Origin of the sequence: Pontibacter burrus, assembly GCF_010686685.1 — a bacterium.
Classification (GTDB): Bacteria; Bacteroidota; Bacteroidia; order Cytophagales; family Hymenobacteraceae; genus Pontibacter; species Pontibacter burrus.
The window spans coordinates 25,280-51,403 of the sequence record NZ_JAAGWD010000007.1; the positions used below are offsets into that span (position 1 = coordinate 25,280).

The window sequence follows — 26,124 nt, forward strand, 5'->3', positions numbered from 1 at the left end:
GCTAGCGGTATGCTTTTGCCCATATGCAACAGGGTACACCTATATGTGCTATGAACAAGCGGCTTGTATTAAACTACTCCGAAAGGCTTTCTATGATTTTCCGTTTTATCTCGCGCTCCACATTAATGGTATCGGCTGCACTTATTTTTGAGGCGAGTGAATCGATGCCCGTATGCCGTTCAAGTTCCTTGTTTGCAGCATGGTGCAACGAATCTATTGCCATGTTGGCACCAGATTCTACTACATTGTAAAGGGTATCTTCCAGGTTATTATCTATAGAACAGGATGCAGTACACAAAGCAATGGCTACATAAAGTATCTTTTTCATCTGATGGTTCGGGTTATTCAAATTTCAATGTAACACGAACACGAAACATGAGCACCATCCTAACTACAGAAAACACTTCAGTTAAGCCAAACAACACTATTAAAGGCTATATAGAAATGAAATTGACTTATAGTTTACAGATTAAACTATAACATAAGGATTAACTGTTGGTCTTAGGTATTTGGTATTTTACCTATTTCACCAGCTTTACCACCTGAATCACGTTTCCCTTTCCTTTCATAAGCTCTACGGGCTTCCTGATGTTCTTTCCTTTCCTTGAATTCTTTCTGACGCTGTTTCTTTTGCTGATCTCCTGACCTGGTACTCATTGTCTCATTTTAAATTAAATAACGCTAAATCTGATTCTTTCAAATACTGATTGTCAAGATAATTATTGCTCAAACGCTTAAACGAAATTTACTCACATTCTGCTTTGGGAGCGATAAGCTATCCTAAATTTCTTAACAAGGATAGAATAATCGATAACTATAAGGAGCCGAACTCGTGAATATATAAAATGTTGAGCAGCGGCGGAATTTTAACTAATTTAACAAACACACATAATGTAGTTATAAAATAGAAGCTATGTAAGCAGGAATCAGGTCTTAGTAATACAGGTACCACTTTCCGACTTTCATGGTTTTTGTAAAATCCTTGATCATCCAGCGCTTGTTATCAGGCATCTCTCCTTTTGTAATCAATATAGTTTTCTGGCTCAGCAATTTTGTTAATGCAGTTGAATCAGCTGCATTACTCAACTCAAGATAAGTCTGTCGCCACAGCATATCCTGTTCGAATTGGGTTTCCCTTTTCACACTTCGGCTGTGGTCATGCAGCGTGATAAAATTGCGCTTTAGCTCAAAAGCCAGGGAAGGCAATAGCTTATCGTAAACTATAAGTTCATGATCTATAAGCCCTTCTGATTTTAACACTTCAGCCAAGTGCTTTGTGGAATTAAACTCATCAGGGTTATTTTCAAAGACATACGTTGAGAAAGGAATTATAAAAAGTGTGAATATAAAAGCTACAGCTAATAACTTATGCAGCATCCCTCCTACCTTCTTCCAGAGAAAGAAAAAACAAACCAGTATACAAGCCAAATAGATGTTTGCTATAGTTGGTACTGAAATAATCTGCAACAGGTAGGAAGCTATTAAAAGACAGATTACGATCAGCACATAGTACCCAACACTTATAGTTGCGGCTTTTACTTTCTGTGGTTCACTAAGGTGGTGCAGCAACCATGCAACCGGTAAAGCGAGCCCCGCAAAAAGTGGAAGAATGTATAGTATCAGTTTTGAGCTGGAAAGTGAAAAAAACAACAGCGGGATGACCAGCCATAGTATAAACAGCCTTTTTTGCCCCGCTACAAGGCTTTTAAGCTTTTTAAAGTATAGAAGTAATATGAGTGACCATGGAAAACTAAGTGCAGGTGCCAGCAAAAAGTAAAACCACCAGGGTTTGGACCGGTTAAATGTTTCCGGGTTAGCATAGCGGTTTACAACATGATTTAACAAAAAGTAATCGACAAACTGCCTGTTCTTAAACATAAGGTACAGGTACCACGATGCACTTAACAACAGGAAAACTACGAACCCTGCAAAATGATGAGCCTTACTAGATTTTGATTTTACAGCAGTATCCGATTTATAACCCGCAACTACCATTAAAGGGAATATAAGGCCTACAGGTCCCTTTGTAAGAAAAGTGAAAGCTAAAGCGAGATAAAAGGCGTATAGCCATCCAACTTTCCTCCCCAACTTATACTTTACCCATGCCCAGATGGCAAGTAATTCGAAAGTAGCCAGGTAAGAATCGGTGGTTAGGTTGCGGGCAGATACCAAAACTGCGGGCATAGTTATATAAACTATAAGGGCAGTTAAAGCAATGGCGCGGTTTTTAAAGATCAACCAACCAAGCTGGTAAACCAGCAGCGCCTGAAGAATAAATGAGAGCTGTAGAAAAAAGCGAACACCAAATTCATTTACACCGAACAAGGCCATGCCAGTTGCTGAGATTATATAGGTTACCGGGGGCTTATGATAGTGTAAAATGCCCAGTAAACGCGGGTGTATCCAGTTATCAGACTCGAGCATCTCTCTGCTGATTTCTGCGTATCGTGCTTCGCTTGATTCGATCACTCCCCACCCACCCAGGTTATAAAGCAAAGCTGCCAACAAGAGCACCAATATAATCCAGGCAGTGCTGCGCCCATGCAGCCAGTTTTGCAATTGCATGGCGAGTAAGCTATCCGGAAATTGTTTGTGACGATTTCTGCTGCCGAAGACCGATCATCAGGTTGCGGCTATAGGCAATGATGCCAAAAAGCTGACCAATAAAGATAACCGGATCCAACCTCAGCACAGCATAAAGGATGATCATCAGGCTACCAACCAGACTGATGACCCAGAACCCATTGGGCAATACCGACTCCTGCACCTTTTCGGAGCAATACCATTGATACACAAAACGTATCGTAAAAATTATCTGCCCTGCGCCTCCCCAGGCTACCAATGCGCCGGATATTTTACTATGCTGCCAGATGTAAGACAAACTATAGATATCACCGAATAATAACCATGCAACAGCAGCCATTGGAAAAACTACTGATGACCACCTCACCCACCATGGCAATTCCTGCCACACATTCTTAAAGTGCAGATTCCGCATATAAATAAAATATGAGACAACCTGCCCACCAATGATCACCAGGTCATTCCGGAGTATCCCGTATAGCATTAGAAGAAAGGATGCCAGTATACTGAAAGTCCAGAAAGAAGTTGGTGAAAGTACTCTGCCTGCTCTTTCAGACATTATCCATTGCACGAGTATGCGTGAAGAGAATAAAACCTGGGCTATCAGCCCCAAACTATAAACCCCTATATCAGACCTGCTCATGCTTTACTATAGTTTGGGATATGTGCTTGTCGGATAAGCTATAGTTTATATACCTGCTGCGCATCCACCTGAAAGCGAAAGTATCGTTCAGAGGTCCCCATAGTCGGTTAAACAAATGGTATTTGGCTGTACCGGCATACCGTTCGAAATGCTGAACCGGAACCTGCTTTACACTACCACCTTGCAGTTGAATCAGAGCTGGTAAAAAGCGGTGCATGCCATTAAAAAAGGGAATTCGTCTGGCATAGGCTGTATCCATTATTTTAAGAGGGCAGCAGGTGTCCTGTATGCCATCATTTATCATCAGCCTTCTGAAACTGTTCGCTATTTTTGAGGATAGCTTCTTAACTAAAGTATCCTTGCGTCCCATTCGTATGCCATTTACCATCTGGTATGTTGGCAGAAATTCAAAATAGAGCAGAAAATCCAGCGGGGAAGTTTGCAGGTCAGAATCTATATACCCAATATAGGTGCTTTCGGAATTATCGATGCCGGCTTTTATGGCTGTACTTAACCCATAGTTCTTATCTAATGAAATGAAACTATAGCTCGTATTTCGTTGGCAGATTTGCCTGATCTTTTCAGCGCTTCCATCTTTTGAGCCATCATTTACAAAAAGTACCTTTGTAGGCAAAGGCGTCTGTTGCAGAAAAGCACCCATCGACTCGCAGAATCTTTCGAGGCATTCTATTTCATTGTACACCGGAACAATTATAGTTAGAGATTTTGCTTCCATAGGTGCTTTGTATATTTAAAGCTAAAACGCGCTTATTTCACAAGGGCCGCCACTTTTGGGGCATAGTGGTGGAGGTTAAACCACTGCACAAACTGCGTCAAACCATTTTCCAGAGAAGTAGCTGGTCTATAGTTTATTTTCTCTTCCAGATCCTGTACGTCAGCATATGTTGTATGCACATCACCAGGCTGCATAGGCTCCAACTGTAAAATCGCTTTCTTTCCAAGCAATCTTTCCAGGATGGAGATAAGTGTCAGTAAGTTTTCAGGTTTACTATTGCCTACATTATAAAGATGAAAAGGCGTGCTGACCTGAGCAGTTTCGGGAGAAAGGTGAAGCAAGTTGACAATACAGCTTACGACGTCATCTATGTAGGTAAAATCACGCTGCATGTCTCCGTTGTTAAAAACTTTAACAGGGAAGCCTTCTACAATAGATTTTGCAAAACAATAGTAAGCCATGTCGGGTCTGCCCCAGGGACCGTACACTGTAAAAAAGCGAAGGCCGGTGGTGGGTATGTTATAAAGATGCGCGTAACTATAGGCTAGTATCTCATTAGCTTTTTTAGTAGCCGCATACAATGAGACCGGATAGTCTGTACACTGGGCAGTATTAAAAGGCACCTCAGCGCTATTGCCATAGACAGAACTGGAGGAAGCAAAAAGTAAATGCTTGGTTTTATACCTGCGGCAACATTCCAGTAGGTTCATAAAACCAAGAATGTTGCTATCAATATATGCTTGTGGGTTATCAATACTATATCTGATGCCTGCCTGCGCTGCCAGATTAACTACTATATCAAACTGATGTTCATGGAACAGCATTTGCAGCCCTTTTACATCTGTCAGGTCTAGTTGTATAAAGCTTAAATCAGGATCTTTACAGTTGAGGCAAAGCTGGTTATACGCAATCTTTTGCTTCTCAAAACCCTGCGCCTGTAGCCTGGCATACTTTAATTCAGGATCATAAAAAGAATTAAGCACGTCTAACCCAATTACGGTATGGCCTGTATGGTAGAGTGACTGCATCACATGATGCCCAATAAAACCTGCACTCCCGGTTACCAAAACCCTTTTGTCCTCCACTACATCCATAAGACACTAATTCTTAACTGGAACCTGGCTACTTATTCTCATTTAATTAAAAATATAGACTGCCAAGTAGTTTTATAATTAAACTCCCATTCGATTGCAATGTTTCAAACTATTATATAAATAATTATAACCTATAACTATAGTTTATAATATTTATTGAGCCTAATATTAGGTTATAGAGATAAAGGCTAAAGGAATAAATGCTTAAGTTCGTCTTACCTATAAATAAGTATTGTGTGATACTGTAGTAACTATAGAATTCTCAATGTAATGCCTGCACTCTCGGTTTGCTTGTTGTCTATAGTTCTGTTAAGCAACTTTGCTCAATACATTAATTATTGATAAGCGCATTTGTTGTTGCGCTAAAGGCCATGCCCAGCACACTTTCAAGCGAAAAGCCGCCGCCCATACCGGGTGCTGCATTCAATAGCAGTTGGGAGTGCGCATAGTATTGGTTCTGCTCTTCCGACAGGTAAAATTCACAGCCTTCCACTTCGCCAAGCAGCACGTCGCGGGAGCCTGGTTTGTAGTCGCCTTTCTCATAGCACATAGGCTGCGAACCTTCGCAGCAACCACCACTCATGTAGAACATCAGCTCGCCGTAGCGCTCCTTCAACTGATCAATAACATCTTTTGCTTTTTCTGTAGCTATAATCTTTTCCATGTTTCTATATGTTAAAAAAAATCACCTGAGGAGGCCCCAGGTGATTTCAGGTTAAATGACAAACTTTAGATTAAAAGAAACCTTGTTTCTTCTTGTCGTAGGAAATAAGCATGTTCTTAGTCTGGCGGTAGTGATCCAGCATCATCTTGTGGTTCTCTCTACCGTAACCCGACTGCTTGTAGCCTCCAAACGGAGCATGCGCCGGATAGGTGTGGTACTGGTTCACCCAGACACGGCCAGCCTGAATGGCTCTTGGAACCTGGTATAATTCGTGCGCGTCGCGGGTCCAGACACCTGCACCCAGTCCATAAATCGTATCGTTTGCGATCTCAATGGCTTCTTCGGTTGTTTTAAAAGTGGTAAGCGCTACTACCGGGCCAAAGATCTCTTCCTGGAATACACGCATTTTGTTGTGACCTTTCAGGATAGTAGGCTGGATATAATACCCTTCTGCCAGTTCACCCTCCAGTTTTTGTGCCTCACCACCTACCAGTACTTCGGCTCCTTCTTCCTTACCAATCTCAATGTATTTCAGGATCTTCTCATACTGAGGTTTCGATACCTGTGCTCCGATCATGGTCTCGCCATCCAGTGGGTTACCGGCTTTAATGGCCTTCACACGCTCAATTACGCGGGCCGTAAAGGCGTCGGCTATACTTTCGTGCACCAGAATACGGGTTGGAGCAGTACAGATCTCGCCTTGGTTCAGAGCAAAGAACGTGGCTCCTTCCAGGGCTTTGTCAAAGAATTCGTCATCGGCTTCCATCACAGACGGGAAGAAGACGTTCGGGGATTTACCGCCCAGCTCCATCGTAGACGGAATGATGTTTTCAGAAGCGTATTGCATGATCAGCTTACCTGTTGCCGTAGAACCTGTAAACGCAATTTTGCTGATTCTTGGGGAAGTGCCCAGCGCCTTACCAACTTCTGCACCGAACCCGTTTACCACGTTCAGCACACCGGCTGGCAACGCGTCACCGATCAGCTCCATCAGGCCCAGGATACTGGTTGGCGTCTGTTCAGCTGGTTTCAATACAATACAGTTACCAGCTGCCAGGGCTGGAGCAATTTTCCAGGAAGCCATCAGCAGCGGGAAGTTCCATGGAATAATCTGCCCTACCACGCCCAGCGGCTCGTGCAATACAATGCTGACTGTGTTGGCGTCGTGCTCTGAAATACCACCTTCTTCGGCGCGGATCACACCGGCAAAATAACGGAAGTGGTCTACTACCAGCGGAAGGTCAGCTACGCGTGTCTCACGGATCGGTTTCCCGTTATCTATAGTTTCCAGTGTAGCCAGGTACTCCAGGTTATCCTCAATGATCTGTGCGATTTTTAAAAGTGTGTTACTGCGTTCCGTCGGCGATGTCTTGCCCCATTTCTGAAACGCTTCATGCGCCGCGTCCAGCGCCAGTTCAACGTCCTCCTTCGTGGAGCGGGCCGCCTGCGCGAAAACTTTCCCGTTAATGGGGGAAATATTGTCGAAGTATTCTCCTTTAACTGGTGGGACAAATTGCCCACCAATGAAGTTATCGCGTGGCAATTCTTTCCCTTTTAACTGTGGAAATTTAAATAATTTCTTCTCGGCTCTGCCGTTCTCAATGATAGGCTCTAATACTGTGCTCATAATTTTATAACTTTAAATGAATGTATATGCAGATTACTACTGTCTTTGCAACTCTTACAAATTTACAACTATACCAGGCACGAGGGGTAGTACAGAACATCCATAAGGTAGGACAAAAGGGAAATCACCAGACAACTATAGTTTATAGTTAAGGGGGATAACCGAAAGGAGAAGCTGATGGATAAGGTGCTATAGTTTTAAAATTGATAATATGATACAGCCTATGGATCCGGATAAAGACCTGTTTTTTATAAGCCCGCTCAAGGCCTTACCCCAGTCTTTTTTCGAAAGCCCCTTCCGCGAAGATTATTTTGAAATAGCCTGGCTAAAGAATGAGGAACCCATACATTTTATAAAGGATGAAGCGCTTTATATCAAAGGAGACTGGATGTACCTTATCCCGGCAAACCGCTCTCCGCGTCCCAGCAAATCAGGTAAAAATGGGACACTTATCGCCTTTCATAAATCGGTACTCGACTATGAGGTAAAAGAATTTACGCTGGATGTGATCAGGCTATTCCTCGGGAAAGGCGCAGGTAGTTTCTCCACGATATTGCTGGAAGAGGATATGGTGATTACACTGGAAGGCCTCCTGCGGGAGTTAGAAAATGAGTATGAGCAACAGCAAAAGAATTTACTGGTACTCAAAGCCCTTTTAAAAGCATTTCTGTTAAAGTTAATGCAGTATAAAACGCAAAGTTTTACGAGCCAGGGCCTGAATGAGAAGCGCATCTATCATTTCCTGCTGCTATTGGAGAATCATTTCAGGGAAGAAAAATTGGTGACATTTTATGCTGATAAACTGAACATAACGCCCAAAAGACTAAACCAGATACTGAAACAGAAAACCGGGAAAACCATTACACAGCTATTACAGGAGCGCACTGTAGTGGAAGCGAAACAGGAGCTTATTTTAAGTGCTCAAACTATAAAGGAAATTGGCTACAGCCTGGGATTTGAAGACAGGTCTTACTTCAGCAGGTTCTTCAAAAAAATGACCGGACAAACGCCGGAGCAGTTTCAGAAACAGGCAAAAGAGAGAATCTTTCCCGCCTGATTTTCACAAATAAGGATAGATCGTTACTGAGTATTTAAGCTAAATTAACCACCCTAATCCCTCCTTCTACTGGTTCTCGATGATTAACTATAGTAAACTATCGTATAATCAGTTACATCCTTAAAACCGACATTACCGCCCTCTTTGTTATTCAACAACATTCTGTGAGCTTTACCAGTGGTCAGTTCCACTGTTTTTAACTTAAAAGTATAGTGCTGTTGGCTATAGTTTAAGCCCCTCAGAATACTACTCCTCCGTTGGCTTTATAGTCATAATAAAGCAAAATCCAGTAGCCTAAATTTCTTAGTAATAACAATCTGTGCCTGAAACATCAAGAAGTATGAGAAAACTCCTACCGCTTATAGTTGCTGTGTTACTGTGTGGGGCACTCAGTGCTCAAACAAAACAAAATAAGACCAGGAATCTTAAGAGCTCAAATCCTGCATGGGTAAAAAATATACCCACAAAAGATGTGATTACATGGCGACGGCATATTCACCAAAATCCCGAACTGTCTTTCGAGGAAGAAAAGACGAGTAAGTATGTAGAAGATGTACTTAAATCATATCCAAACATCGAAGTCATAAGGCCTGCTAAAACAAGTGTTGTCGGAATTCTGAAGGGTGCTAAACCTGGCAAAACGGTTGCCTTCCGGGCAGATATGGATGCTTTGCCTATGCAGGAAGAAACCGGATTGCCTTTCAGTTCAAAAGCGGACAATGTGATGCACTCCTGTGGCCATGATGCACACACGGCGATGCTGCTGGGAACTGCTGCTACCTTATCCAAAATGCAGAACCAACTGAAAGGAACAGTCTACTTTATATTTCAGCATGCAGAAGAACAGCCGCCGGGCGGTGCATTAGATATTATAAATGCCGGAGTTTTAAAGGATGTAGATGCCTTTTTTGGCATGCATGTACTTCCCAATTTTCCAGCCGGGCATGTTGGCATTTTGCCGGTGGGAGCTGCATCAACTGCCCAAGATGTATTTGATCTGCACATTATCGGAAAAGGGTCGCATGGCTCGATGCCACACCTTGGAATTGATCCGGTCGTGGTAGGGGCTGCCATTGTCACTGCGTTACAATCTGTCGTATCCCGCAATGTGGAGCCGGGTGAACTGACGGTAGTGACTATCGGTAAATTTCAGTCGGGGGATGCTTTTAATGTGATCGCAGACAGGGCAGAACTGGCTGCCAGTATAAGAACCACTTCTGACGCGACCCGAAAACTTGTAGAGAAAAGAATTAAAGACATCATCGACAACATTACAGAGGCATATGGAGCTACCTACGAGCTGAATTACATTCCAACCTATCCGGCCATACAAAACGATAAAGCGCTGAATGCCCAAGCCAGAAACAGCGCGGTCACAATTCTAGGGAAAGAACAGGTCTTTGACGCCCCCATGATGACTGCCAGTGAGGATTTTGCATACTATAGAAAAATAGCTCCCGTGAATTTCATGACACTTGGTATTGGAGATGGCGCGGCTAACCATAACCCTAAGTTTACGGTGGATGAAAATGCTTTGCAGAACGGTGTGAAAGCACAGGTACAGATCATCCTGGACTATCTGAATAAGTAAGGCACAGTTACAAACTATCGGATTTTTACAGATCAATTGCCTTGAGATAGCTGGCAGAATCAACGAGTAAAGCAAGATGGATGAAGTATAACCGAAACCCTGAACCAATGAGCAAGTTCACTTTCCCATCAGGCATCGCTAATCAAAAAGTATTACTCCTGCTACTCTTCCTGGTAATTTTAAATAAGGTAAACGCCCAGGAACAGGAAAGTGAAAAAAGGCTCGAAGTATACGGCTATCTTAAGGCAGATGCGGGCTACGATTTTAAACAATCTGACCCCAACTGGTTCGATATTTTACGGGTTTCCAGGCTCCCTCAGTTTGAAGACCAGTACGCACCTGATGGCAAAATTTATTTCAGTGTCCGCCAGACACGACTAGGCTTTAATTCCTGGATACAAACGCCAATTGGCAGGCTCAAAGGCAATTTTGAGTTCGACCTGTTTGGTGTAGGACCAGATGTCGGTCAAACCACCTTCCGGTTCCGGCAGGCTTACGTAGAACTTGGGCGCTTCACCTTCGGGCAACTCGAAAGCCTTTTCTCGGATGTGCAGGTAACGCCAAACACACTGGATTTCGGGGCACCACCCAGCAGACCATACCTGCGCCCCATCCAGGTCAGATACAGGCAGGTCAGGGAGCAGGATAGTTGGGGAATTGCCTTAGAGCAGCCTGGAGCCATTTCAGATGAAGGCATTTATGCAAACCGCATAGAACTTCAGAACGTGAGGCCTGCATTTAAGGCGCCTGATCTTTCGGCAGAATACCGCAGAATGCTCAGCAACGGCTACATTGAACTGGCAGGAATTCTAAAATGGATCAGATGGGAAAATACAGTAAGCAGCCCAATTGACCTGAGCGGCGAAGAAATTGGCTGGGGATTTAATCTTAGCTCTACCCAACAGGTAACAAGCAAAACCTTATTTAAGGGGCAACTGATCTATGGTAAAGGAATTGAGAGCCACTTAACAGACGGAGGCCCGGATATTGGTATAGCAAACAATTTACAGGACCCGATCAGGCCAGTGTTAGGCGTTGCATTGCCCGTGACAGGTGGACATCTTTTTGTAGAACATGCCTGGGATAGCAAATGGACCAGTGTAATGGGCTATTCCCGGATACACATTTACAACTCGGATGCGCAGGCTCCCACTGCTTTCAAAAACGGGCACTATGCCGCGTTCAATCTGCTGTTTCACCCAATTCCACAATTCCTGACAGGTGGTGAGCTACTGTGGGGCAAAAGAGATAATTTCAGGAATGGTTTCGACTCATCTACTGTCAGACTACAGTTTTCAGTTAAATACAGTTTTTCACATTCGGTATCAGCAAATGAGAAGAACTAATAAACTGACCTGCTAACTGTGCTACCCTCCTACCTGTTATAGTTATCAACTATAGTTGGCGCCAACTGTTTGCCTGTTCATAGGTTACATAAAAAAGCCTTATAACGAAGTTTGGATTGCTTTCTGCAATCTGATTTTATACTTTTATGTAATTTGTTGCCGGAACGTTTTAAGCCTGACACCCTGTTGAAATAAAAGCTGCGGACGTTTACGTGCTGCAATACGCTGATATGAGAACCTACCTGTTGTTATTTCTGAGTACGCTTTTTTTGCTTTTCGCAATGCCGAAAAACAACAGCGTGCTGCGCAGTACACAACAGGCAGAGCTGAAAGAGGCAGGAAAATACTGCAAGCGTACCGGCAAGCCTTGTCCTAAAAAGTGCCTGAGACACCAGACAATCCCTAACCAACAGCATAATGAAGGTATTGCGACTGACTGTGGCCAGCAACTATATGCTATAGTTGATTTGTCGCAGGCAGATACTCTCCTCTCGTTTACAACCACTTCTGATTATGTGCTCCCACATATCCGGAAGCACCTTTCTCCTGTACTGGAACACGAACCTGAACCACCCCGGTTTGCTTAACTTCATTTAGCAACCTGCATTTCAAGTTTAAGCACGATTCTGGATAAGTACCTAAAAGTGTACAGCCCGAAATGTGGCATTCAGTATAGTTTGTAATTCAATACAGAGAAGTAAATCATTCACATGAACAAAAAGAAATTTTCGATAAAAGATATACCGGGCTGGGCTATTACGCTGGCTATTTTTGGGGTTTTATATTTAACCGGCCTGCACACCGAAGCTATTGGCCAGGTACAGCGCATTCTGCTGGCAACCGGAATTAAAAATGCAGACGTACCGGAAACCTTACAAAACCCGGATGCAAAAGCAGTAGTAGATGCCGCAGCTTCCGCAAACCCAACTATGGCCGGAGCCGGTTTCAAAATGGTGGACCTGCAGGGAAATCAGGTGAACTTCGAAAGCCTGAAAGGCAAAGTAGTATTCCTGAACATCTGGGCTACCTGGTGCCCGCCTTGCATTGCCGAAATGCCCAACATCCAGCGCCTGCATGATAAAGTAGCCTCAGATAAAATTGCTTTTGTGATGTTATCTGTAGACGAAGGCGGCATGGAGAAAGTGAAAAAGTTTATCGACAAGAAAAACTATAGTTTCCCGGTGTACATGCCGGCCAGCAACTTCCCGCGTGAGTTTTACTCTGAGGCCATTCCAACAACCTTTATCATAGCTCCGGATGGTAAAATTGTAGCCAAACAGGAAGGGATGGCAGATTACGATACACCCGAGGTAGCGGCGTTTCTTCAACAGCTAGCTGCAAAAAACTAACGTTATAGTTCGCCAATTGCTATCGTTCTTTCTACTTTACTACTAAGTCAGAGCAGAAACAAACTATAGCATCTGAATTCGCACCATAACATATAAAAAGCAGGAAGTACTCACTTCCTGCTTTTTACTTTTCAGACCATACACTCTTATCAGTTCCCCATTATCCAAACTATAACTACTTTAAAAAAAGCTATAGTTTAAAAAGCCCGCTCAACTATAAGTTAAGCGGGCTTTTTATTATTTTATAGTTACAGATTGCTGATAAGGAAGCGGACGTTAAAGGCAACATCTCCCAGCCATACGCCCTGATGACCAACCAGGTTAATACCCGGTTTCCAGTCGACACCAACAGAAAAAGGTATCTCCTTAAAAGCGTATTCCAGCCCCATGATCAAGTCTGCACCAAACACGGTATGACTATGATCGTCGTGGTCGTGGTGTTTATCGAACCAGGGATGGTGGTGGTGATGGTGGTCGTGGTAATCCCAGAAACCAACGTGTGCGCCAATACCGCCATAAAACTGCAGTTGAGGCACTTTAAAAGCTGTAGTATGCTTTTCGTAAAGCCCTGTTAAAAGTACGCCGTCCCAGCGCGGTGAGATGATACCTTCTATGGCACTCTTATTATCAACAAAATGCTTCACGGTAAGGCCATAAACATAGCCTCCTCTCAGGCCGATGCCGGTCTTATAGTTTTGTGCCAGCAAGGGCAACGCAGATAGTAAAATCAGTATAATGGTAAGTTTTAACCTAATCATAGTTTTATATTCTAAGCTGATGTAAAACTATACGTATTGCTACTACGAATGGCCATAATGAGGTTTTTGCTTAGCCAGGGCTATTGTTTCACATCAAGATGGCACATTTGTAAACTATAAACTTTCTCATATCCCCCATATCAGAGAACTGGTGCTTCAGCTTTTATTTTTGTGTTTACTGGAGCCCTCGGGCGGAAACGGAATAGTATTACGTAGCTTATTGATGCGCTCTCTGTCAAAGTCAGGGAGCTGCATTTCTCCCGAATCGCGCCACTGCCTCACAGTTGCACTTACCTCCTGGGCCTGTTCCTCCGACAGGCCTTTGTCGCGGGCAAGAAACAGCATCTGCGAAGGAAGCGCAAAGTCAGTTCCGCTGGCTTTAATTACATCCATCATACGCAAGAACAGGTCTTCTTTTACCTGCAGGAATTCATCAAAATCTTTGGCCGTTACATAAGCATACACTTCCAGAATAAGCGCATCCTGGGCAAGCTCTGCAAAACGTATACGCGCTGGGTCGGGGCTAACTTTGGGGTGTGCGTATAGTAGTGTACGTAGCTCTACAAGCAGATAACGGACCTGGTCGGGGGTGGTATCGTAGCGCAGGCGTAGTTTCGGGGCCATCAAAAAACGATCGCGTGGAGCAAAATTTTCGATGTGGAGCGATGAAAACTCGCCGTTTGGTATCGTAACTATCGTTCGCTCGTTCGTGCGAATACGCGTAGATCGCATCCCGATCTGCTCTACAGTGCCCGATACGCTACCTACCTGGCAATAATCCCCCACCCGGATGGGCTGATCTGCAATAAGCGTAACGCTACCTACAAAGTTCTCAACGGTTTTCTGCGCACCAAGCGCCAGCGCAATACCGCCGATACCCAACGCCGCAATACCGGCTGTAACATCAAAACCAAAAGTATCCAGCGCCAGAATAACACCTAAAATAAGCAGAGCCACTTTTAACCCTCTGCGCAGGAAAAGCACCGCCGAAACACCAGCCTGGTTATTACGCCGTACAAGCTGCTTCTCAAATAGCCGGGTCAGGAACTCCATCAGTTGCCACACCAGTAGCAGCATGGCCACAATGCCAACTATAACGGTAATCTCACTAAGCCTTAGTCGTACGATGATAGAAATACCGGCATAACGGCTTGCCAGCACAAAGATCCAAACAGCCAGGTACAACCTTACAGGTAACGCAAATGCCCGGATAATACCAGCCGTAGCTTCCTCGCGGGCCTTTCTCCAGACAAGCGGTATCAAGTAAATTATCAGCGAAACAACGCCCTTTGCTACTATATAGGAAACTATAGCCAGCACGATAATGGTAAGCCAGTGCCCGATGGGTACGCCTCCCCATTTGTTTTCTTCCAGCACTTCAGGCGTAACTTTATCTACCAGAGCAGATGTTTCCGCTTCTTCCACTGGCAATGGTATGCGCTGTACTGTTTGTGATGAAAACAACCAGATAGGGCCACCGTCCGGACCTTGCGTGCGCTCCAGAACCAGGTCGGTGCGGTCGGCATTGATGGTGATGGTGCCAACCTGGTCCAGGTTTGGGCCCAGGTCATCGTTAATGTTCCCTTCAGGCGAGTCGCTGATCCAGGCATAGGGCATCATTTTACCGGTACGGTCCATGAGTTGCTGCAGTGCCTGTGCTAACACCGGTCCGTTCCGGGTTTTTATCAGGGTGGTATCAATGTTAAGGTATTGAGCTGCCTTCTGATAATTCTGGTTTGCCACGGCTTTTATAAAACCTTCAACAGTGCCCTTGGGTGTGCGTCTTCCCAACGAATCTTCAGGCCAGGTGGGTGCGGCAATTTCCTGTGTAGTGTCAGCAGTATCCGGAGGTGTGTCCTGCGCCCGCGCCGGGTACAAGAGCCAGACTGAAAGCAGCGCAATTGTGAGTAAAATTCTGAGTGTATAGTTACCAGCAGAAGGTGATGCAACTGGTATTTTATCATTAATCATGCTCTGATCTTTCTATGTAAAAATTAGCGTAGCCGCCAGCGTAACAGCGGCAAACTATAGCTAAATCAAACGTAGGGCAGGCATAGTAGTTACGAACCAGAAACCAGGGCACTTACTTTCAGCAACTCAAAAAACGATAGAAAGCTGTATTATTCCTGATTCAACTATAGACTATAGTTTTGCAGGTAAATCAGCATTGCAACAGTTTGTAGGAGGAATTGATTCAGCATTCTATGCCCCGGAACTATAGCCTGAGAAGGCATAAATGAATGGCAACAGTGCTATATTTGGCTGTACCGGTTCGCTAGTGATGCGGATAATCAATTGAACCTATAGCCCTGTCTACGCTGATGGCACAAGGTCGAGCTCCTTTATTTCCTGTTTATAAGCTGGCGGTAGCAGCAAGGCTTTAAGTAGCCTGTCTGCCTTAATTATCCGCCCTAGTTTGTAGAGTATGAGAACAGGCTTAAGAAGCGAACCCTTTCTAAACCTCAGCAAGGCTCCTACCCTGTCTGGTATGACCATAGCCTGGGCCTCGAGCAGGATATAATAGCGCAGCACGCCTAGGTGCTTCCGGTACTGCCTGAAAAGGTCCTGGGTATAGTGGCTTTGCTGCAGGTTATGTTGCAGATGATCGTTGCGCATGATCAGCCAGGTTTCAAATGTGTCAGGAAGTTCCTTTAAGCCCATCCTGTTCCCCACGCGGTTAAAAACCTGAAAAACCTCCTGTTTCTCCTGCAGGCTCAGTTTACGTTCCAACAATTCATAAGAGCGGATAGAATAATCGATCAGCATGAACAAGACATCGCGGTAAGCCCAGTCTGGTATGCTGGCGCCGCGCTTCGCCTCTACCGAAGCATGGATCGAGGCCATGGTATCAATGGCACGTAAGGCAGCTGCTTCTTCAGAGAAGACGATTTTACGCGCGTACGCCACCGTGGAAAAAAGCCGGCGCAGGGGGTCTGCAGGCAGGCGGCCTGTAAAGTACAACCAATCGACAGCTTTGTTCAACGCAAACTCAGCAGCGGCTCCGGCAAAAATAAACAGTATGGTATCGCCCTTACCCCAGATTTGCCGCACCACAGATTGTTCATCTACAAAATACCTCATACCTGATAAACGAAAAGCAAGCCCAGTTTGTGCAGAACAGGTGAATCCATTTCGATTTATGCTTTATTGAGACCAGAGAAAGGGACCAGGAACAGAAAAGGTAGAATGAAGAAGTGTGACCGACATCAGCACATGCTTCCGTACAGCCACACTTTAATCAGGGTTTATAGTTTGATAAGTTGGCGGGGGTCGGAGTATTGCTTCGCCAACGGTTCGTAATATGGCAAGTTGACATAATACATGCAAGTGACTTGATTTTTTTCAGTATTTCACGCAAGGCAACCCGTATAAATTACCAGCTCGCCTGCTACCCGAACTATAGTCTGGGATTCCTATCGTTTATCTTTACAAAACCTGTTACTGCTTTTTATTGTACCTGCGCCGGCCCATTTTTATGTGGTTGAGGCGCATTTGCCGTGTTGCCAGAAAATGGAGTTTCTCGCTATACAGTATCCAGCCCCCGAGTGCTCCGATCAAACTGCCTGTCAGTATATCGAAGAAGCGGGTCGTGATCAGGTTGGTAGGATTAACGGTGAGCGAGTTACCTGTTTCGGCCAGGAATATGGTTAGCACCGTGATGAATATGACAGCAAGGCCATAGTTGCGCACCACAAAAAATTCGACCACAATCTGCAACAGAATAATGCTCAGGCTTATAGTTAAAAGCGAGGGCTTCAGCAACAGGATAAACCACGTCAGAATAAGGCCTATAAAAGTGCCCAGTACACGCTGTGCGCTCCGTTGCCAGATGTGTGTGGTACTCACACCCTGCATTACCGCTGCACACGAAGCAGGTACCCAATACGGATTCTCCAGTTTCAGCAAGTAACCAACCAGTAACGACAGCCCGACAAAGAAACCGTATGTAAGCGACTCTATCAGATTAATGTACTGGTTCTTAGTAACGGCCACTACATCGTTGGTGGTGGCAGCACGTCGGAGGGTTATCAAACTATAGACGAGACCCAATATGCAGGAAACAATGGTACCGATGGCAGCCAGTCCCAGGTTATGGGTCACTTTTGTAATGTCGTGAGGCAGGGTAATGGTTACGGCCGCAATCATGATAAAGAAGAAGTTACCCGGCGGGCGCACCATGTTCAGGTAATACAGCACAAGATGTACAACAAAGGCATACAGCCCCAGCACCAGCGCTGCTACATACGGGTTAAAACTAAAGAGCAACCCCACCATAAACGACACCAGCATCCCGAAGGAACAGGTCATCAGGATGATCATGCGGCGGCTCAGCTGTTCCGACTGAATGTAGAGAATTACCAGAGCAGCCATAGAAGCCAGTTTCCCATCCTGCAGATGCCCTGTAAAGTAGCCCCCCAGCACCGGAACACCAATACACAGGCCGGCCAGCACCGGCAAATGCCACTTTCTTTCTGTTTTCTTAAACTCCAGTAAATTTATCAGCATAAGGCACAGTGCAGTTTGTACAGGTATTCTGAGTAAACGATAATTTACAACGAGCAGCTAATATCTGCTTTAAAAGCCTGAAACTATAGTTTTTCAAGCAACAGTAATCCACAAAAGGCACTTGTTACCTGAACTATAAAAAGACCGGGCAGCCATATGTTAATTTTTTTTAAGTTTTTTTAAGAAATATGTAACCTACTGTAACCGTGCTCCGTAAAAAGAAACGGCTAAAAGTTGAAAAGTTTTTAAATAAACTTATCACAAAAAAAGGGTTCTCAGACGGGGAACCCTTTTTTATTTCCCTCTTCCCTGATAATATGCTCTAGTTCAGAACCCCTTCTTTTTAAACTATAGTTTCTTTAAATACCTGGCTCGCCTTCACAGTTAATTCTTAATTTTGTACCTGTCCTGAACGGGTATCACTTTACAGCAACAAATTTTGGAAAACGCTACCAGAAACAAAATTAAAGGCATTGCCATTTACCAGATTGCCGGCGGTATACTGGGCATCATTCTTACAGCCTGGGTAATGTACAGCAGCGGAATGGTGATAGACCAGAATGCGTTACGTATGGGTTTGCTGGCTGCAGGCCTGTTTGTTTTCTCCATTTTATGTGGCCGCATGCTCTTTCGTAACCCGGCGCGCGGCCTCAGGTTATCCATCGTAAACCAGGTATTGCAGGTCATTTACTTCTCGTTTGGTACCTATGGTTTCCAGTATGTGGCTGGCTTGCGCATTGGCATTGGGGTTGATATGGTAGGTTCCTGGGTATTTAAATTCCGTGTTGCTTTGTCCTCGTTCCACTTTAACTTGGATACCGATATTGGTCAGAAGTTTATCGGCATTAACCTGGTTGCCCTTTTTCTTATTTTCTGGATGGAACAACTGATGGAGAAAGTAAAAGACTAACATGCTATAGTTTAAAGACTTGCTATAGTTAAAAATTAACAAGAAAGCCCCGGCCTAAGCACCGGGGCTTTTTGTTTGCAAAGGGTTTAAGAAAAAAGTTGTACTTCTATTACCTGTAACCAGACAGCTAGAACAAACTCATAATGCTAACGCTTAATTTTTAGTACAATTTCTAATAGGTTGAAAGCTGCTTAACACAGTTCTAACATGCTGCATAAACTAAACTAACAATTACCTAATAATTAACATGTTACAATAACAACAAAAATCAAATCAATTCTAAAATTGTAAAGTAACGAACAGTTATAGTTTGGGTAAAAATTAACTATTTGTAATAGTCGGCTCTTACCTGGTAAACTATAAACCTTTACCAGATAGTAGCGGGCTTTCTATAGTTTGTTTTGCCACTAATAATCCTGAAATAACTATGAAACAACTTTACTTTACCTCACATTTCCTTTCTCAGCTTGCAAAGGCTTTCAAACATTCAAAGCTACTTTTTCTGCTTCTCATCTTAGTACCCGTTGTAACCCATGGGCAGTTTAGGCTACGATGGGCTAATATTTCTGGTTTACCAACAGGTAATGCAGCGGTTGCCGTAGGCAACGACCAGAATCCTGTATATCTGACTTCAGAAAAAGCAAATAACGGGTACGCCAACCCCCATCTTAAAAAAATGAACCCAGGCGGTGGGACACACTGGATACTTGAGCTCAGTAACGGTATGTTTCAACACAAAATGGATTCGCAGGATAACATCTATGTGTTAGGGACAAACTCTATTACAAAGGTAAATGCCAGCGGACAGGTAACCTGGAATCATGACCTGACACAATACAACCTGCAGGCAGATAACATTGAGTTAGATGAGCATGATAATGCGTATGTAACTGGTACTACAAATACTTCAGCAATTAGCGTTATTAAGATATCTCCATCGGGCGAGCGTGTCTGGCTAAGCACAATACAATACGATCTTGATCTTAGCAGAAGGCCGTTTGTTACAATTGGCGATGAAGTATATGTAGGATTTTCGGAGAGAGGGAATGGCAACGCCAGTTTTGTTACGCTTTTAAAAATAGGCAAAGCAGCCGGAGACACATTACTACAAAAGAAAATAAAGGATGCCCAGGTATTTCAGAACTACTACCTGGAAGCAATGCGCTGGCATAGTAGTGGCAGTCTTCATTTGTTCATAATGAACTCCCCTGCAACATCCACACTGGTACTTAAACTGAACACAACAGGAGAGATTATATGGAGAAACAATTTCAGGAGTGAAGATAGAAATTACTTTTCCGATGCAACCTTAGATGAGCAGGGAAATATTCTGTTGCTAACATCTGTACAACTCTCGAATAACCGGCCAAACAGTTTCTCGGTAGCTAAGCTCAGCAACACCGGGCAAACCTTATGGCATCACACTTATAACAATTCAGCAAGCAGAAGCGCATCCGGGAGAGGGATTGATCTTTTAAGCGATGGCAATATTGCTGTCATAGGATCAGTTTTCGATAGCGATAACAACAGATCTGTGCTTATGCAGCTTTATAGCACGGTTGGAGATTTGATAACCGAACACCACCACCGACCTACTAGCGGTGGAGACCCTGAAGGTGTAGACCTTGCAGCTGATGATGAGGGCAATCTGTATGTGGCAGCATACTATGAATCGTTGTTAGTGATGAAATACACCGCATCATTTGACTGTATTCTCCCACATGTTAAGGCCTCTGGTAGTACGATAGACTGTAATACCGGCACGGCACAGCTTACAGCAACTTCTCCATTCTCAGACAATGCAATATTCAGCTGGACGGGGCCGGAGGGGTTTACCTCAAATGAGCAAAACCCGTTAGTAAGCGTCGCCGGTAATTACAGGATTACTGTAACCCTGCCTGATTCTGACTGCAAAACAAGTACTACTGTTACTGTACTACCTGCAGGCAGCACCACCTGCTATACTATAACGTTCGATGATGATCCTCATGGCCTTATCACAGCTACTCAAACCAAAGCGGGCACTGTAAATATTTTTGGAAAGAACCGCAGACCAGATGGTACCTATGCAACAGAAAACCACGCTGCCATTTTTGACACCGGTATGCCAACCGGCGATGACGATGACCTGCATACTATGGACTGGGGCAAGGCACTCATCATTAACCAGGACCTGGGCGACGAGCCAAACGACAACCAATGGGGCGGAGAACTGATCCTGGACTTTTCAGCCTTTGGCCCTGTAACAATGGAATCGCTCAGAGCATTGGATATAGATGCTTATGAAGATGACAGTTGGGTATACCTGTATGACGGAGATGGTAATGAACTTCACAAGGTAAGATTACAGCCACTAGGAAACAACAGCCGTCAGGAAGTATATCTAGGTAATACAGCAGGTGTGATGCAGTTACGCATTGTGCTTAATGGCACGGAGGGTCTGGTTGGCTCAGCTGCTGTAGACAATATCAGGTTCTGCACAAAAACTGAACCTTGCGAAGAACCAGAAACTGAAAATAGATTAACTGCCTACGCTGCCCCTACCCTCTTCTCCGACAAAACAACTATAGCTTTTCAAGCCACCGAAGCTGCGCCTTACACCGTTACGCTACACGACCTCCGCGGCAACCTGATCGGTGAGCTGGCCACAGGCACAACTATAGCCGGTGAAACAAAAGAGGTGGAAGTGGATGGCACCGCCCTGCCAAACGGCATGTACATCGCCCGCATCATCAGTGGCTCTCAAAGCAAGGCTGTCAAACTGATTCTGAGAAGGTAAGTTCCTACAGGAAAACTATAAAACAAAAATCCCCGGCCAATCTGACCGGGGATTTTCTTTATCAATAAGTATTAAGAGAGTTATGCATGCGGATTTACATAGGCAGGATCACCACCGTCGTCATCTGGTAAATTACCACCTTTGGCACGCAGTTCGGCCAGGCCTTTTTTACCGTAAGCCAATCTGGTGATTACAACATATAGCACCGGCACCACAAAGATAGCGAGGAACGTAGCGGCCAACATACCACCAATCACCACCCAACCTATCGTTTGGCGAGACACGGCACCCGCACCGGAAGACATTGCCAGCGGAACCACACCCAAAATAAAGGCAAGTGAGGTCATGATGATCGGACGCAGACGCAGCTTAACAGCTTCTATAGTTGCCTCTATCAGTTCCATTCCCCGGTCTACCCGTTCCTTGGCAAACTCCACAATTAGAATGGCGTTTTTGGCCGCCAGACCGATCAGCGTGATCATACCCACCTGGGCGTACACGTTGTTATCCAGTTTAGGAAGCAATGTTAAGGCAAGTATAGCACCGAACATACCCAACGGAATAGCAAACAGGATGGAGAACGGCACCGACCAGCTTTCGTAAAGCGCCGCCAGCAATAGCAACACTAATATGATAGAAAGTGAGAAAATATAGATCGTACTGCCACCTGCTGCAATCTCTTCGCGACTCAGACCGGAGAATTCGTAGCCATAACCCGCTGGCAATACCTGTGCTGCTACTTCTTCCAATGCCTGAATAGCTTGTCCCGAACTATAGCCCGGCGCTGCACTACCATTTATATCCACGGAGCGGAACAGGTTAAAGTGCGAAATTACAGGAGCATTTTCTACAACCCTCGTCGTAATCAGAGCGCTAAGCGGAACAGATTCTCCCTGGCGATTCATTACATAGAACTGCTTCAGGTTTTCGATGTCCATACGGTAGGCTGTATCGGCCTGCGCCACCACCCTGAAGTTTCGTCCGTAGCGGGTGAAGTCGTTGACATAGCGGCTACCCATGTACGTTGACATAGTGGCATACACATCGGCAATATTCACACCCAGGCGCTTGGCTTTTTCACGGTCCACATCCACATGGTAGCCTGGTGTTTTAGCGGTAAAGAAACTATAGGCCATGGCAATTTCAGGGCGCTGATTGGCTGCTGCCAGGAACTGCCCCATTACCTGCTCCAGTTCCTTCACGTCGCCGGCTCTGCGCTGCTGTAACACAAAAGTAAAACCACCCGAAGCGCCCAGACCAGGGATAGCAGGCGGCGCAACTACCAGAATGTTAGCTTCTTTTATACCAGATAGCTTTTGCTGCAGCGTAGCCATTACGGCCTGCAGGTGTTCTGATTCATCCTGACGCTGATCCCAAGGCTCCAACTGCACAAAGAAGGTACCACTGTTAGACTTGAACGAGAAGTTGATCGCGTTAAGACCGGCAACTGAGGTATAGTTACGGATTGCCGGAATGGTGGCCATCTGCTCCCCAACCTGGTTCAGCACTGCTGCTGTACGGCTCGTAGAGGCACCTTCAGGCAGCTCTATCGACACAAACATTCGGCCCTCGTCTTCGGTAGGGATAAAGCCGGTCGGTTTGTTAACAAACAGGCCAAAAGTACCTACATAAAGGCAAACCAGCAAAATGAGTACCAGCGGGGTAGCTTTAATGCTTTTGCGCACACCTACTGAGTAAGATTCGGTTGTGCGGGCAAACCAGTTGTTAAAGCGATAGAAAAACTTATTGATACCACGTGAATTTTTATCCACGTTCATTGGCTTCAGCATCAGCGCGCAAAGTGCCGGTGTAAGGGTCAAGGCCACAAACGCCGAGATCAGTACCGAGATAGCAATCGTGATCGCGAACTGCTGATACAGACGGCCCACAATGCCCGGTATAAAACCTACAGGTATAAATACGGCTGCCAGAATAAGCGCAATGGCAATTACTGGTGCCGTAATCTCTTTCATCGCCTTTCGGGTGGCCTCTTTAGCCGAGAGCCCCTCGTGATCTATGTTATGCTGCACCGCTTCCACCACCACAATGGCATCATCCACCACTATACCGATCGAAAGCACGAAACCAAACAGCGTTAGCGTATTGATGGTAAAGTCGAGCGGAATAAAGAAAATGAAGGTACCGATGATCGAAACCGGAATAGCAAGAATCGGGATGAGCGTAGCGCGCCAGCTCTGCAGGAACAGGAACACCACGATGATTACCAGTATGAGCGCTTCTATCAGCGTCATTACTACCTCATTAATCGACACCTGCACCACAGACACTGTCTCGAAAGAAACGATGTAGTCTACGTCAGCAGGGAAAGTCTCTTTCAAATCGTCCAGTGCTGCGTAAATGCCCTCAGCTGTATCCAGCGCATTACTGCCCGGTGCCTGGTAAATCAGCATCATCGTAGCCGGGTTGCCATTGATCTTGGATTCACGGCCATAGTCAAAGCGGCCAAACTCGATACGCGCCACATCGCGCAGGTAAACTATAGATCCATCAGCAGGATTGGTGCGAACGATAATATTGCCAAACTGCTCCTGCGTCTGTAAGCGGCCTGTTACGGTTATCGGGTACTGAAATGTTTGTGAACTATACTGCGGCGAGTTACCAACCGAACCGGCTGCAACCTGCAGGTTTTGCTCCTGAATGGCTGCGGTCACTTCACTGGCCCCGATGTTGTACTGCGCCAGTTTATCCGGCTGCAGCCAGATACGCATACTAAAGTCCTGACCAATCGAGAAGATATCACCCACTCCGCTTACACGCATCAAAGCATCTTTGATGTAGATGTTGGTATAGTTATCCAGAAACTGAATATCGTGGGTTCGCTCCGGTGAGTAAATACCGATTACCATCATGATACTCGGGTTACGCTTACGTACGGTCACACCCAGTCGGCGTACTTCTTCCGGCAGGGTTGGCTCTGCAATACTGGCGCGGTTCTGCACATCCAGCGTGGCAATATCAATGTCAGTTCCGATCTCAAACGTAACCGACATGTTCATCTGCCCAGTACCCGTACTGGTAGATGAGATATAGGCCATCCCCGGAGAACCGTTGATCTGCGTTTCGATTGGAGTGGCAACCGCCTGTTCTACCGTAAGGGCATCAGAACCGGTATAGTTGGCCGATACCGAAACCGATGGCGGCGAAATATCCGGATACTGTGTTACGGGCAAATTCAGCATGGCCAGCAACCCCACCAGTACGATCACAATCGAGACCACCATGGCGGTGACGGGCCTTCTTATAAATACTTCTGAAATCATGTTTCGCTTTAAATGTCTTCTGAAAGATGATGGTGATTATTTCTGACCAGATGCCTGCGGTTGCCCCTGTTGTGGCGCACCAACCTGAACTTTGGCCCCCTGGCGCAGGCGCTGTATGCCTTCGGTTACGATCTGCTGCCCTTCTTTCAGGCCTTCGCGTACCACAATGTCGGCGTTCACGCGTGTGCCCAACTGCACATTCTGCTGCACCGCTGAGTCACCCTGCACTACATACACATAGTACTCGCCAAGCTGCTCTGATACTGCTTTATAAGGGATCACAAGTTGCTCGCCTATATCCTGGTTCAGCACATCCAGGCTCACTGTCATGCCCGGTATCAGCACATTGTCGGGGTTAGGGAACTGCACACGCACAGTAGTTGTACCCGACTGGCGGCCAATGGCCCTGTCGATAGCCAAAAGCTTGCCCACATGCGGGTATTGCTCTCCGCTGTTAAACCTGATCGTGAAAAGAGAATCAGGCTGATTACCCTGCTGCAGACGGCTGAAGCGGGCTAATTCGGCCTCGTTTATCACAAAATCAACCGCCATCGGGTCTGAAGATGAAATAGTGTTAAGCAACGGCTGTCCCGGCGAAACCTGCGCCCCTACCCTTACCTGCGAAATACCTATAGTTCCGCTGAAGGGCGCATTGATTACCGAGTAGCTCAGGTCTGTAGAAGCGCTGCGTACCTGCGCCTGTGCCGATGCTACCTGCGCTCTGGCTGTCTGAACTTCGGTGCGGGCATAATCTACCTGTTGCTTTGCTATGGCATCACGCTCGGCCAAACGCTCGTAGCGCTCCAGGTCTTTTTCTACGCGGGCAAGGTTAGCTTTGGCGCTCTGCAGGTTTGCCTGCGCCTGCTGAATACCTGCCTGGTACTTGTTCTGATCTATTTCGTATAGTTTCTGGCCTTTGGTGACACGCTGCCCATCCCGCACAAAAATGTTGGTGATATAACCCGCTACCTGCGGACGCAGCTCCACTTCCTGAACCGCCACCACCGTTGCCGGATAAGTATCTTTGCCTGTTACGCGTTCTTCTTTTACCTGTACCGTGTTTACCGGGACGGCCATGGCGGCAGGATTCATCTGCTGCTGTCCGGCATCGTTGCCGCCACAGGATGCAAGTAAAGCCGGTGTAATAATGGCCGTAAGCAGCCAGGCGTATTTGTTATTCATGTTCGTCTTTTTCACTGA

22 protein-coding genes are annotated in these 26,124 nt (G+C 45.5%); 8 read left to right on the forward strand and 14 right to left on the reverse strand.

What is annotated here, in order from left to right; genetic code table 11:
• Window positions 1-73: 73 nt before the first annotated feature.
• The 8 genes from GXP69_RS15235 to GXP69_RS15270 form a co-directional block, all read right to left on the reverse strand.
• Entirely contained in the window at window positions 74-328 is a 255-nt protein-coding gene (locus tag GXP69_RS15235; RefSeq protein WP_163915953.1) for a hypothetical protein, read from the reverse strand.
• A gap of 173 nt (window positions 329-501) precedes the next feature.
• Entirely contained in the window at window positions 502-657 is a 156-nt protein-coding gene (locus GXP69_RS15240; protein ID WP_163915954.1) for a hypothetical protein, read from the reverse strand.
• 276 nt (window positions 658-933) lie between these two features.
• Window positions 934-2,565 (reverse strand): ArnT family glycosyltransferase, encoded by a 1,632-nt coding sequence (locus GXP69_RS15245; protein ID WP_163915955.1) that lies wholly within the window; start codon window positions 2,563-2,565, stop codon window positions 934-936.
• Between the two features lie 10 nt (window positions 2,566-2,575).
• Window positions 2,576-3,226, reverse strand: coding sequence for a lipid-A-disaccharide synthase N-terminal domain-containing protein (locus tag GXP69_RS15250; protein WP_163915956.1), 651 nt, complete (start codon window positions 3,224-3,226; stop codon window positions 2,576-2,578).
• Window positions 3,213-3,962, reverse strand: a complete 750-nt coding sequence (locus GXP69_RS15255) for a glycosyltransferase (protein WP_163915957.1) — start codon at window positions 3,960-3,962, stop codon at window positions 3,213-3,215. The genes GXP69_RS15250 and GXP69_RS15255 overlap by 14 nt, the downstream gene beginning before the upstream one ends.
• Before the next feature lie 32 nt (window positions 3,963-3,994).
• Window positions 3,995-5,056, reverse strand: a complete 1,062-nt coding sequence (locus tag GXP69_RS15260; protein ID WP_163915958.1) for an NAD-dependent epimerase/dehydratase family protein — start codon at window positions 5,054-5,056, stop codon at window positions 3,995-3,997.
• A 331-nt stretch (window positions 5,057-5,387) separates the two neighbouring features.
• On the reverse strand, window positions 5,388-5,720 hold the full coding sequence (locus GXP69_RS15265) for a DUF779 domain-containing protein (RefSeq protein WP_163915959.1): 333 nt from the start codon (window positions 5,718-5,720) through the stop codon (window positions 5,388-5,390).
• A gap of 70 nt (window positions 5,721-5,790) precedes the next feature.
• Complete coding sequence (locus tag GXP69_RS15270) at window positions 5,791-7,347, reverse strand: aldehyde dehydrogenase family protein (RefSeq protein ID WP_163915960.1); 1,557 nt, start codon at window positions 7,345-7,347, stop codon at window positions 5,791-5,793.
• 26 nt (window positions 7,348-7,373) lie between these two features.
• On the opposite strand from GXP69_RS15270, the gene GXP69_RS19245 reads away from it, so the two are divergent.
• The 6 genes from GXP69_RS19245 to GXP69_RS15295 all read left to right on the forward strand — a co-directional run bounded on the left by GXP69_RS19245 (window position 7,374) and on the right by GXP69_RS15295 (window position 12,690).
• Window positions 7,374-7,499: a hypothetical protein gene (locus tag GXP69_RS19245; protein ID WP_262887448.1), complete on the forward strand. Its 126-nt coding sequence runs from the start codon at window positions 7,374-7,376 to the stop codon at window positions 7,497-7,499.
• A gap of 59 nt (window positions 7,500-7,558) precedes the next feature.
• On the forward strand, window positions 7,559-8,404 hold the full coding sequence (locus tag GXP69_RS15275) for a helix-turn-helix domain-containing protein (protein WP_163915961.1): 846 nt from the start codon (window positions 7,559-7,561) through the stop codon (window positions 8,402-8,404).
• Window positions 8,405-8,744: 340 nt separating this feature from the next.
• Window positions 8,745-9,995 carry a M20 metallopeptidase family protein gene (locus tag GXP69_RS15280; protein ID WP_235925756.1) on the forward strand — a complete coding sequence of 417 codons (1,251 nt, stop codon included), beginning with the start codon at window positions 8,745-8,747 and terminating at the stop codon, window positions 9,993-9,995.
• 80 nt (window positions 9,996-10,075) lie between these two features.
• Window positions 10,076-11,341 (forward strand): DcaP family trimeric outer membrane transporter, encoded by a 1,266-nt coding sequence (locus GXP69_RS15285; protein ID WP_163915962.1) that lies wholly within the window; start codon window positions 10,076-10,078, stop codon window positions 11,339-11,341.
• Window positions 11,342-11,571: 230 nt separating this feature from the next.
• Window positions 11,572-11,928, forward strand: a complete 357-nt coding sequence (locus tag GXP69_RS15290; RefSeq protein WP_163915963.1) for a hypothetical protein — start codon at window positions 11,572-11,574, stop codon at window positions 11,926-11,928.
• Window positions 11,929-12,051: 123 nt separating this feature from the next.
• Window positions 12,052-12,690, forward strand: a complete 639-nt coding sequence (locus tag GXP69_RS15295) for a TlpA family protein disulfide reductase (RefSeq protein ID WP_163915964.1) — start codon at window positions 12,052-12,054, stop codon at window positions 12,688-12,690.
• 248 nt (window positions 12,691-12,938) lie between these two features.
• Here GXP69_RS15295 and GXP69_RS15300 read toward each other — a convergent pair whose 3' ends face one another.
• The 4 genes from GXP69_RS15300 to GXP69_RS15315 form a co-directional block, all read right to left on the reverse strand.
• The gene (locus GXP69_RS15300; protein ID WP_163915965.1) at window positions 12,939-13,448 is read right to left on the reverse strand and encodes a hypothetical protein; all 510 of its coding nucleotides are present in this window, start codon (window positions 13,446-13,448) and stop codon (window positions 12,939-12,941) included.
• A gap of 156 nt (window positions 13,449-13,604) precedes the next feature.
• Window positions 13,605-15,419: a mechanosensitive ion channel family protein gene (locus GXP69_RS15305; protein ID WP_163915966.1), complete on the reverse strand. Its 1,815-nt coding sequence runs from the start codon at window positions 15,417-15,419 to the stop codon at window positions 13,605-13,607.
• A gap of 342 nt (window positions 15,420-15,761) precedes the next feature.
• On the reverse strand, window positions 15,762-16,529 hold the full coding sequence (locus tag GXP69_RS15310; RefSeq protein ID WP_163915967.1) for an oxygenase MpaB family protein: 768 nt from the start codon (window positions 16,527-16,529) through the stop codon (window positions 15,762-15,764).
• A 357-nt stretch (window positions 16,530-16,886) separates the two neighbouring features.
• Window positions 16,887-17,954 carry an FUSC family protein gene (locus GXP69_RS15315; protein WP_163915968.1) on the reverse strand — a complete coding sequence of 356 codons (1,068 nt, stop codon included), beginning with the start codon at window positions 17,952-17,954 and terminating at the stop codon, window positions 16,887-16,889.
• A gap of 439 nt (window positions 17,955-18,393) precedes the next feature.
• Here GXP69_RS15315 and GXP69_RS15320 point away from each other — a divergent pair, with 439 nt between their 5' ends.
• Both GXP69_RS15320 and GXP69_RS15325 read left to right on the forward strand, forming a co-directional pair.
• A complete protein-coding gene (locus tag GXP69_RS15320; RefSeq protein ID WP_163915969.1) occupies window positions 18,394-18,864 on the forward strand; it encodes a hypothetical protein in 471 nt (156 codons plus the stop codon).
• Window positions 18,865-19,291: 427 nt separating this feature from the next.
• Window positions 19,292-21,643 (forward strand): T9SS type A sorting domain-containing protein, encoded by a 2,352-nt coding sequence (locus tag GXP69_RS15325; protein WP_163915970.1) that lies wholly within the window; start codon window positions 19,292-19,294, stop codon window positions 21,641-21,643.
• Window positions 21,644-21,723: 80 nt separating this feature from the next.
• Here GXP69_RS15325 and GXP69_RS15330 read toward each other — a convergent pair whose 3' ends face one another.
• Window positions 21,724-24,924, reverse strand: a complete 3,201-nt coding sequence (locus GXP69_RS15330) for an efflux RND transporter permease subunit (RefSeq protein ID WP_163915971.1) — start codon at window positions 24,922-24,924, stop codon at window positions 21,724-21,726.
• Window positions 24,925-24,960: 36 nt separating this feature from the next.
• Window positions 24,961-26,121 carry an efflux RND transporter periplasmic adaptor subunit gene (locus GXP69_RS15335; protein ID WP_317164601.1) on the reverse strand — a complete coding sequence of 387 codons (1,161 nt, stop codon included), beginning with the start codon at window positions 26,119-26,121 and terminating at the stop codon, window positions 24,961-24,963.
• Between the last annotated feature and the right edge of the window lie 3 nt (window positions 26,122-26,124).

What these genes read in the sequence shown, in the direction of transcription:
- GXP69_RS15235 (WP_163915953.1), bottom strand. Translation starts at nt 328, where the DNA reads ATGAAAAAGATACTTTATGTAGCCATTGCTTTGTGTACTGCATCCTGT.
- GXP69_RS15240 (WP_163915954.1), bottom strand. Translation starts at nt 657, where the DNA reads ATGAGTACCAGGTCAGGAGATCAGCAAAAGAAACAGCGTCAGAAAGAA.
- GXP69_RS15245 (WP_163915955.1), bottom strand. Translation starts at nt 2,565, where the DNA reads ATGCAATTGCAAAACTGGCTGCATGGGCGCAGCACTGCCTGGATTATA.
- GXP69_RS15250 (WP_163915956.1), bottom strand. Translation starts at nt 3,226, where the DNA reads ATGAGCAGGTCTGATATAGGGGTTTATAGTTTGGGGCTGATAGCCCAG.
- GXP69_RS15255 (WP_163915957.1), bottom strand. Translation starts at nt 3,962, where the DNA reads ATGGAAGCAAAATCTCTAACTATAATTGTTCCGGTGTACAATGAAATA.
- GXP69_RS15260 (WP_163915958.1), bottom strand. Translation starts at nt 5,056, where the DNA reads ATGGATGTAGTGGAGGACAAAAGGGTTTTGGTAACCGGGAGTGCAGGT.
- GXP69_RS15265 (WP_163915959.1), bottom strand. Translation starts at nt 5,720, where the DNA reads ATGGAAAAGATTATAGCTACAGAAAAAGCAAAAGATGTTATTGATCAG.
- GXP69_RS15270 (WP_163915960.1), bottom strand. Translation starts at nt 7,347, where the DNA reads ATGAGCACAGTATTAGAGCCTATCATTGAGAACGGCAGAGCCGAGAAG.
- GXP69_RS19245 (WP_262887448.1), top strand. Translation starts at nt 7,374, where the DNA reads ATGCAGATTACTACTGTCTTTGCAACTCTTACAAATTTACAACTATAC.
- GXP69_RS15275 (WP_163915961.1), top strand. Translation starts at nt 7,559, where the DNA reads ATGATACAGCCTATGGATCCGGATAAAGACCTGTTTTTTATAAGCCCG.
- GXP69_RS15280 (WP_235925756.1), top strand. Translation starts at nt 8,745, where the DNA reads ATGAGAAAACTCCTACCGCTTATAGTTGCTGTGTTACTGTGTGGGGCA.
- GXP69_RS15285 (WP_163915962.1), top strand. Translation starts at nt 10,076, where the DNA reads ATGAAGTATAACCGAAACCCTGAACCAATGAGCAAGTTCACTTTCCCA.
- GXP69_RS15290 (WP_163915963.1), top strand. Translation starts at nt 11,572, where the DNA reads ATGAGAACCTACCTGTTGTTATTTCTGAGTACGCTTTTTTTGCTTTTC.
- GXP69_RS15295 (WP_163915964.1), top strand. Translation starts at nt 12,052, where the DNA reads ATGAACAAAAAGAAATTTTCGATAAAAGATATACCGGGCTGGGCTATT.
- GXP69_RS15300 (WP_163915965.1), bottom strand. Translation starts at nt 13,448, where the DNA reads ATGATTAGGTTAAAACTTACCATTATACTGATTTTACTATCTGCGTTG.
- GXP69_RS15305 (WP_163915966.1), bottom strand. Translation starts at nt 15,419, where the DNA reads ATGATTAATGATAAAATACCAGTTGCATCACCTTCTGCTGGTAACTAT.
- GXP69_RS15310 (WP_163915967.1), bottom strand. Translation starts at nt 16,529, where the DNA reads ATGAGGTATTTTGTAGATGAACAATCTGTGGTGCGGCAAATCTGGGGT.
- GXP69_RS15315 (WP_163915968.1), bottom strand. Translation starts at nt 17,954, where the DNA reads ATGCTGATAAATTTACTGGAGTTTAAGAAAACAGAAAGAAAGTGGCAT.
- GXP69_RS15325 (WP_163915970.1), top strand. Translation starts at nt 19,292, where the DNA reads ATGAAACAACTTTACTTTACCTCACATTTCCTTTCTCAGCTTGCAAAG.
- GXP69_RS15330 (WP_163915971.1), bottom strand. Translation starts at nt 24,924, where the DNA reads ATGATTTCAGAAGTATTTATAAGAAGGCCCGTCACCGCCATGGTGGTC.